The organism is Dyella sp., assembly GCF_035508675.1.
GTDB lineage: Bacteria > Pseudomonadota > Gammaproteobacteria > Xanthomonadales > Rhodanobacteraceae > Dyella_B.
The window spans coordinates 1-5,704 of the sequence record NZ_DATJMN010000235.1 but is presented as its reverse complement, the minus strand read 5'-3'; the positions used below and the strand labels follow the sequence as shown (position 1 = coordinate 5,704).

Below are 5,704 nucleotides of genomic sequence, written 5' to 3'. Positions count from 1 at the left end.
AACATGGCCCGCAGCCTGATCGGCGGCCTGATCGCCACCGGCCTGGCACCCGCCGACATCCGCGTGGCCGATCCGCAGGCCGAAACCCGCGAACGGCTGGGCCGCGACTTCGGCGTGGCCACCTGGGCCGAGAACCGGCTGGCCGCGGCGGATGCCGACGTACTGATGCTGGCGGTGAAGCCCCAAGTCATGCCGGCCATCCATGCCGAGCTGCGCGACCTGCTACAACGCCATCGCCCGCTGCTGATCTCGATCGCCGCAGGCGTGCGTATCGACCAGTTGGAACGCTGGTTCGGCAACCTGCTGCCGATCGTGCGCTGCATGCCCAATACGCCTGCCCTGATCGGCGCCGGCGCCACCGGCCTGTGCGCCAACCTGCGCGTGACACCGCAACAGCGCGAACAGGCGCAGCACATCCTGGATGCGGTCGGCATCACGCGCTGGATCGACAATGAGGCGCTGATGGACACCGTCACCGCCCTCTCCGGCTCCGGCCCGGCCTACTTCTTCGCCCTGGTTGAAGCCCTGGAAGAGGCGGCCGTGGCGCAAGGCATGCCGCGCGACACCGCCCGCATCCTGGCCACCCAAACCTGCCTGGGCGCCGGCCGCATGCTGGTGGAAAGCAACGAGGCACCGGCGACGCTGCGCCAGCGCGTCACCTCACCCAACGGCACCACCCAGGCGGCGCTGGAAAGCTTCAGCGCCGACCAACTGCCGCGCATCGTGGCGCGCGCGGTGGCCGCCGCCACTCGCCGCGGCGCGGAACTGGCCGCGGCCCTGGACAAGGATTGATCGGTGTCATATCTGCTCAGCGCCTTCACACTCATCGTCCAGGTGGTATTCGGCGCTATCGCCACGCTGTTCCTGGTGCGACTGCTGGCGGAAGCCAACCGCGCGGAATTTCACAATCCACTCAGCCAATTCGTCTATCGCTACACCAATCCGGTGTTGGTGCCGCTTCGCCGCGTACTGCCGAACTGGCGGCGCATCAACCTCGCCGCCCTGCTGATCCTGCTGCTGACCTTTGTGCTGGAACGCCTGGTGCTTTTCGTCCTGGCCGGCTTCCTGCCGGCGTGGCCAGGCTTGCTGGTACTCTCGCTCGCCGACCTGCTCGACTTCGTGCTGCTGTTCTACATCGTGGTGATCTTCGGCTGGTCCCTGCTCACCATGTTTTCGCCCGATCCATACAACCCCTTGATCCGCCTGGCCGGCGCCATCGTGGAACCGTTGCTGCGCCCGTTGCGCGGAAAACTGGTGATCGGGAGCATCGATTTCTCGCCGACCGTGGCGGTGATCGTGCTGCTGCTGGCGCAGCGGTTGATCGCCGCACCATTGTTCGACTTCGGCGCAAGCCTGGCGCGGCTGGGATAGCCTCGTGAAGAGGCGCTTGCTGCTGTGCCTGGGTCTTGTATCCGGCGTACTCGGGGCAAGCGAACCGCCGCAAGTAGTCCTGCACGGCACGGTCACCACGTCGAGCGGCGAGCATCCGGCCTGGTTCACCTTGATGTGCACGCAAGGCCACGGCGGTGCGCTGTCCTTGCAGCTCGCGCTCGTCGCCGATACGGCGCCCGGCTTTCCCTTCGATGCGTATGAAGGCCCTGGCGCGCCTGCATCGCATCAGCCCAGTGCGGAATTGCGCGTCGGGCAACAATCCTTTGCATCGGTGCCGGCAGCGGGCTGGTATGGCGGGGATGGTCCGGGCATGTTCGTATTCGGTATCGCGACGACGCCCGGCCAGCGCAATGCGATAACCGGCGCAGTCGCCGCGTTGAGCAAGCCGGGGCTGACACTTACCTGGATCCAGAACAGCAACAACCTGCAAACACCGCCGCTGATGGGGCGATTTGTGCTGGATGAAAAGCAGAGCCACGCATTGCAGCGCATCGCTGCGCCGTGCCTGCCGCATCGTCGCTAATCCACCGCGTAATCCGCGTAGGCTGGGGTGAGGCGTAGCCGAACCCCAACGTCACGGTGATGCATGGCCCTGTTGGGGTTCGCCTTCGCTCACCCCAACCTACGTGAAAAAGCACATGCACCACAGCCATGCCTGGCTTTCATTCGCTCATTCGTCGGACAATCCCACCTTGCCCATTCGAATGTAGATCCATGATCGGCCCACGTCGCATCGTCTGCCTCACGGAAGAACCGACCGAAACGCTTTACCTGCTCGGCGAACAGGACCGCATCGTCGGCATCAGCGGGTTCACCGTACGGCCGCCCGAAGCGCGCCGTGACAAACCCAAGGTCAGCGCCTTCACCAGCGCAAAGCTGGAAAAAATCCTCGCGTTGAAACCCGATCTCGCCATCGGGTTCTCCGATATCCAGGCGGATATTGCACAAGCACTGATCAAGGCAGGCGTCGAAGTGTGGATCGCCAACCACCGCAGTGTCGAAGGCATACTCGACTACATCCGCCGCCTGGGCGCCTTGGTTGGCGCAGCAGAGCGTGCACACCAACTCGCCGAGGGCTTTGAACAGCGAATCGCCGACATCAGCCAACGATCGACAGCATTCAAGCGCAGGCCGCGCGTCTATTTCGAGGAATGGGACGAGCCGCAAATAACCGGCATCCGCTGGGTTTCGGAGCTGGTGCATATCGCCGGCGGCGACGACATCTTTCCCGCGCACGCGGCCGAGCCGTTGGCCAAGCATCGTATTCTCAGCGACCCGACCGAAGTCATCGCACAAGCGCCGGACATCATCTTTGGCTCGTGGTGTGGCAAGCGCTTTCGCCCGGAACAGGTATCCGCGCGACCAGGCTGGGATGCGATACCTGCCGTGCAGAACGGTGAGCTGTATGAAATCAAATCACCGATCATTCTCCAGCCGGGGCCTGCTGCATTGACGGAAGGGTTGGATGCTCTGCATGCCATCATCCGGAACTGGGCGGGGGAAGTGCCGTTTTAGGTCAGCCGGGTATCTATGGCATCAACGCTGCCGTATGCGCCACAAACCGCCCATAGTCGTCGATATTGCTGAAATACACTTCCAGTTTTGAGCCAGCGGCGGGGTGCACATCCTTGAGCGGGAAGCGTTGCATGGCGCCAGGCGCGATCATGGCCGGATTGTCGCTTTTAATCTTCTCGCCATCGACTGATAGCGCCACGCTCTCGAATGATACGTAATACGGACTGGGGTTTTCCGCTTGCAGCGCTCGCCCCGATCCTTCGGTTACCAAAGTCCAGCGCAGCTTTCCCGGTGCGTCGGCGGCTGCGCCTTTCAGAGCTTTCGGACGAAAAAATAACTTGATGCGCGTACGAAAGGCCAACTGCATGGTGTTGCGCTCTTCGCCTTTGGCTGCCTTGGGCTTGGGCGGCACTTCCAGCACGTTGAGCCAGAATACGGACTCCTTGTCAGCCGGCAGCGGTTTGTTTTTGAGGTAACTGATACGCAGCGCCTGCGCCTTGCCCGGCTCCATGCGGAACATGGGCGGGGTCAACAGAAACGGGACATCGAGTTGGGTGGGTGTGTCCTGTTCGCGGCCATCATCGATCCAGGCTTGGACCAGCAACGGCAAGGTCTTTTCGTCATTGGTCACGCTTACGGTGATTTGACTCTCCTGCGCTGGATAAATCACCCGCGTCGAGTCAAGGAACACACCGGCGCGAAGCGGGGCTGCAAGCAGACAAGCCAAGCTGATGGCAAGCAGCGTGAAGGCATCTTGGACAAGGCGGCGTGTTTTCATTAGCGATTCTCTGATCTGAATAAAGGTACCGGCTTCCTCGTCAAGCGCCGATAGAAGTGTGAGAGCACGCCCCTCATTTGCTTAACCGTTTACGAAGTCCGTGACAGTGGCGCCAACCCAACCAGCAATGATTATCAGGAGCCAGACGCAGCCAGCTTGGCGGTATAGTCCTGCGCGCTGCCAAAATCATCGACAGCAGAAAAGCGTACGGTTGCCGTGGCCGGCGGTGGATTGCTCAGCCCTTTGAGCACGTAGCGTTCGGTGCTCCCCGGAGCAAGCATGGGGGGTGATTCGCTAAGCGTTTCCTTGCCATCCACGACCAGTGCAATGCGAGAAAAGGAGATGTGGTAAGCGCTGGGATTGTGCACTTCCAGCGCCTGTTTGCCGCCTTCGGATATCAGTTTCCAGGTGAGTTGCGAGGGCGCTTGCTCAGGTCGACCGGCAAGCCCATCAGGACGGAAGAAAAACTTGATGCGGGTGCGAACGGCAAACTGCAGGACATTCCTGCCTTCTGCATTGGCTGGCTTGGGCGGCACGGAGAGCACGTCGAGCCAGAACAGCGATTCTTTGTCCGTGGGCAGCGGTTTCCCCGCATAGTTCTCATGCGTGTACATGATCCGCAAGGTCTGGCTCTTGCCGGCGTCCAGACGAAATATCGGCGGCGTCAGCTGAAACGGCACCTGCATCTGCGCGGGGCTTTTATCCACGTGGCCATCGTCGATCCATACCTGTACCAGGCGTGGCTGGGTCTTCTCGTCATTGTTCAGTTGGACCGTGACCTCGCTCTGCTTGGCGGGATAGATCACGCGCGTGGTATTGATCACCACATCGGCGCGGGCCGGCGCGCACAGCCAGCTGGCAAGACATACGGCCACTACCCCACGCAATAGATTGGAAAAGGGTCGAGCGGTCATGCCGGTTCCAAAGATCAACATGAGAATGCCTGGTGTGGACGTCTATTTGTCGAATACCTGTACACAGCGTTCTCCCTATCTCAGTTGTACGACAGCATCACGGTGACTGTGCTGTTGGCGTCGCCGGGGGTGACACTGGGTAAGGTCGAGACATAACGCGCGCGCATGGCATAGATGCCGCCGGTGGCCAGGGGCGTCCAGTTCACGAGCTCGGTGGTGCTATTGGGAACCACCGTGACGCTGCCATCCTCGGTCTGCAACTGGATACCAAGTCCGCGGGCGCTGCCTGGCGTCGACGCCACGGCAAACAGGCCTTTGTTATCCGTATCGGCCGCGCCATCAAAACCCATATGCACCGTCACGATATCGGCACTGCAACCCTGCGAGGTAATCGGCACGCGGACCCAATTGGTGGGTGTGCCGGCACCACTGGAGAAGTCGCCGCTGTAATGCTCCCCCAGGTTCACCGGGGAAGTGGAGATGCTGCACGACCCAGCGGCGATGGCGCCGGCTACGTGGATGGCACCGTTGTTTTGCGCGAGCACCGCACCGCTGCCAAGGACCAACAGGCTTGCCAGGGTTGCAGAGCGGACCGCGGAAAATACGTGCTTGTGTGTCATGTCGAATGCTCAGGTATAGGTGACCAACACCGTAATGGTGGCGTTGGCGTCACCGTTGACTATGGGCGTGGCGCTTTGTACGTAGCTAGCACGGAAACTCTGTGCGCCAATGAGATGGACGATGGGCGAGGCGGTGCTGTTGGGGATGGCTTGCTGCCATCCTGCACTGGAAAGACCCTCCAATTTTATGCCTACACCGGCCGCCCCGCCGGTGACGGCGAACAAAGTGGTGTCGTTGGGATCGGCGGTACCAGTGAAGGTCATCGAGACCGTGGAAGCGGTGCAACTGGGGTCCGTGGCGATGGTGCCGACGTTCGATGTAGGCGAGGCAGTGCCTATGCCGTGGAAGACGCTTTGCTGCACGGTGCCGATGGTAAGGGTGGCATCGGAAATGGAGAGCGAACAGGTCGCCCCGTTGATGCTGCCGACAACGTGGATAGTGGCTGTGTCCTGCGCCAGTGCCGCACCGCAGCCCAATGCAAACA

The 5,704-nt window shown here is 61.6% G+C and carries 8 protein-coding genes; 4 read left to right on the top strand and 4 right to left on the bottom strand.

Annotated elements, in window-relative coordinates; translation table 11 throughout:
• From proC to VMA74_RS12445, 4 genes are all read left to right on the top strand, one after another.
• Window positions 1-792 (top strand): pyrroline-5-carboxylate reductase (gene proC / locus VMA74_RS12460; RefSeq protein ID WP_325367388.1); only part of this gene is annotated, 792 nt, incomplete at its 5' end.
• 3 nt (window positions 793-795) lie between these two features.
• On the top strand, window positions 796-1,371 hold the full coding sequence (locus VMA74_RS12455) for a YggT family protein (RefSeq protein WP_325367386.1): 576 nt from the start codon (window positions 796-798) through the stop codon (window positions 1,369-1,371).
• 4 nt (window positions 1,372-1,375) lie between these two features.
• Window positions 1,376-1,915: a hypothetical protein gene (locus VMA74_RS12450; RefSeq protein WP_325367384.1), complete on the top strand. Its 540-nt coding sequence runs from the start codon at window positions 1,376-1,378 to the stop codon at window positions 1,913-1,915.
• A 194-nt stretch (window positions 1,916-2,109) separates the two neighbouring features.
• Window positions 2,110-2,907 carry a cobalamin-binding protein gene (locus tag VMA74_RS12445; protein ID WP_325367390.1) on the top strand — a complete coding sequence of 266 codons (798 nt, stop codon included), beginning with the start codon at window positions 2,110-2,112 and terminating at the stop codon, window positions 2,905-2,907.
• Between the two features lie 13 nt (window positions 2,908-2,920).
• Here the strand turns inward: VMA74_RS12445 and VMA74_RS12440 are convergent, their stop codons facing one another.
• The 4 genes from VMA74_RS12440 to VMA74_RS12425 form a co-directional block, all read right to left on the bottom strand.
• A complete protein-coding gene (locus VMA74_RS12440) occupies window positions 2,921-3,685 on the bottom strand; it encodes a fimbria/pilus periplasmic chaperone (protein ID WP_325367382.1) in 765 nt (254 codons plus the stop codon).
• Window positions 3,686-3,819: 134 nt separating this feature from the next.
• A complete protein-coding gene (locus tag VMA74_RS12435) occupies window positions 3,820-4,599 on the bottom strand; it encodes a fimbria/pilus periplasmic chaperone (RefSeq protein ID WP_325367380.1) in 780 nt (259 codons plus the stop codon).
• Window positions 4,600-4,679: 80 nt separating this feature from the next.
• Complete coding sequence (locus VMA74_RS12430) at window positions 4,680-5,219, bottom strand: fimbrial protein (protein WP_325367378.1); 540 nt, start codon at window positions 5,217-5,219, stop codon at window positions 4,680-4,682.
• Window positions 5,220-5,228: 9 nt separating this feature from the next.
• Window positions 5,229-5,704 (bottom strand): fimbrial protein (locus VMA74_RS12425; protein ID WP_325367376.1); only part of this gene is annotated, 476 nt, incomplete at its 5' end.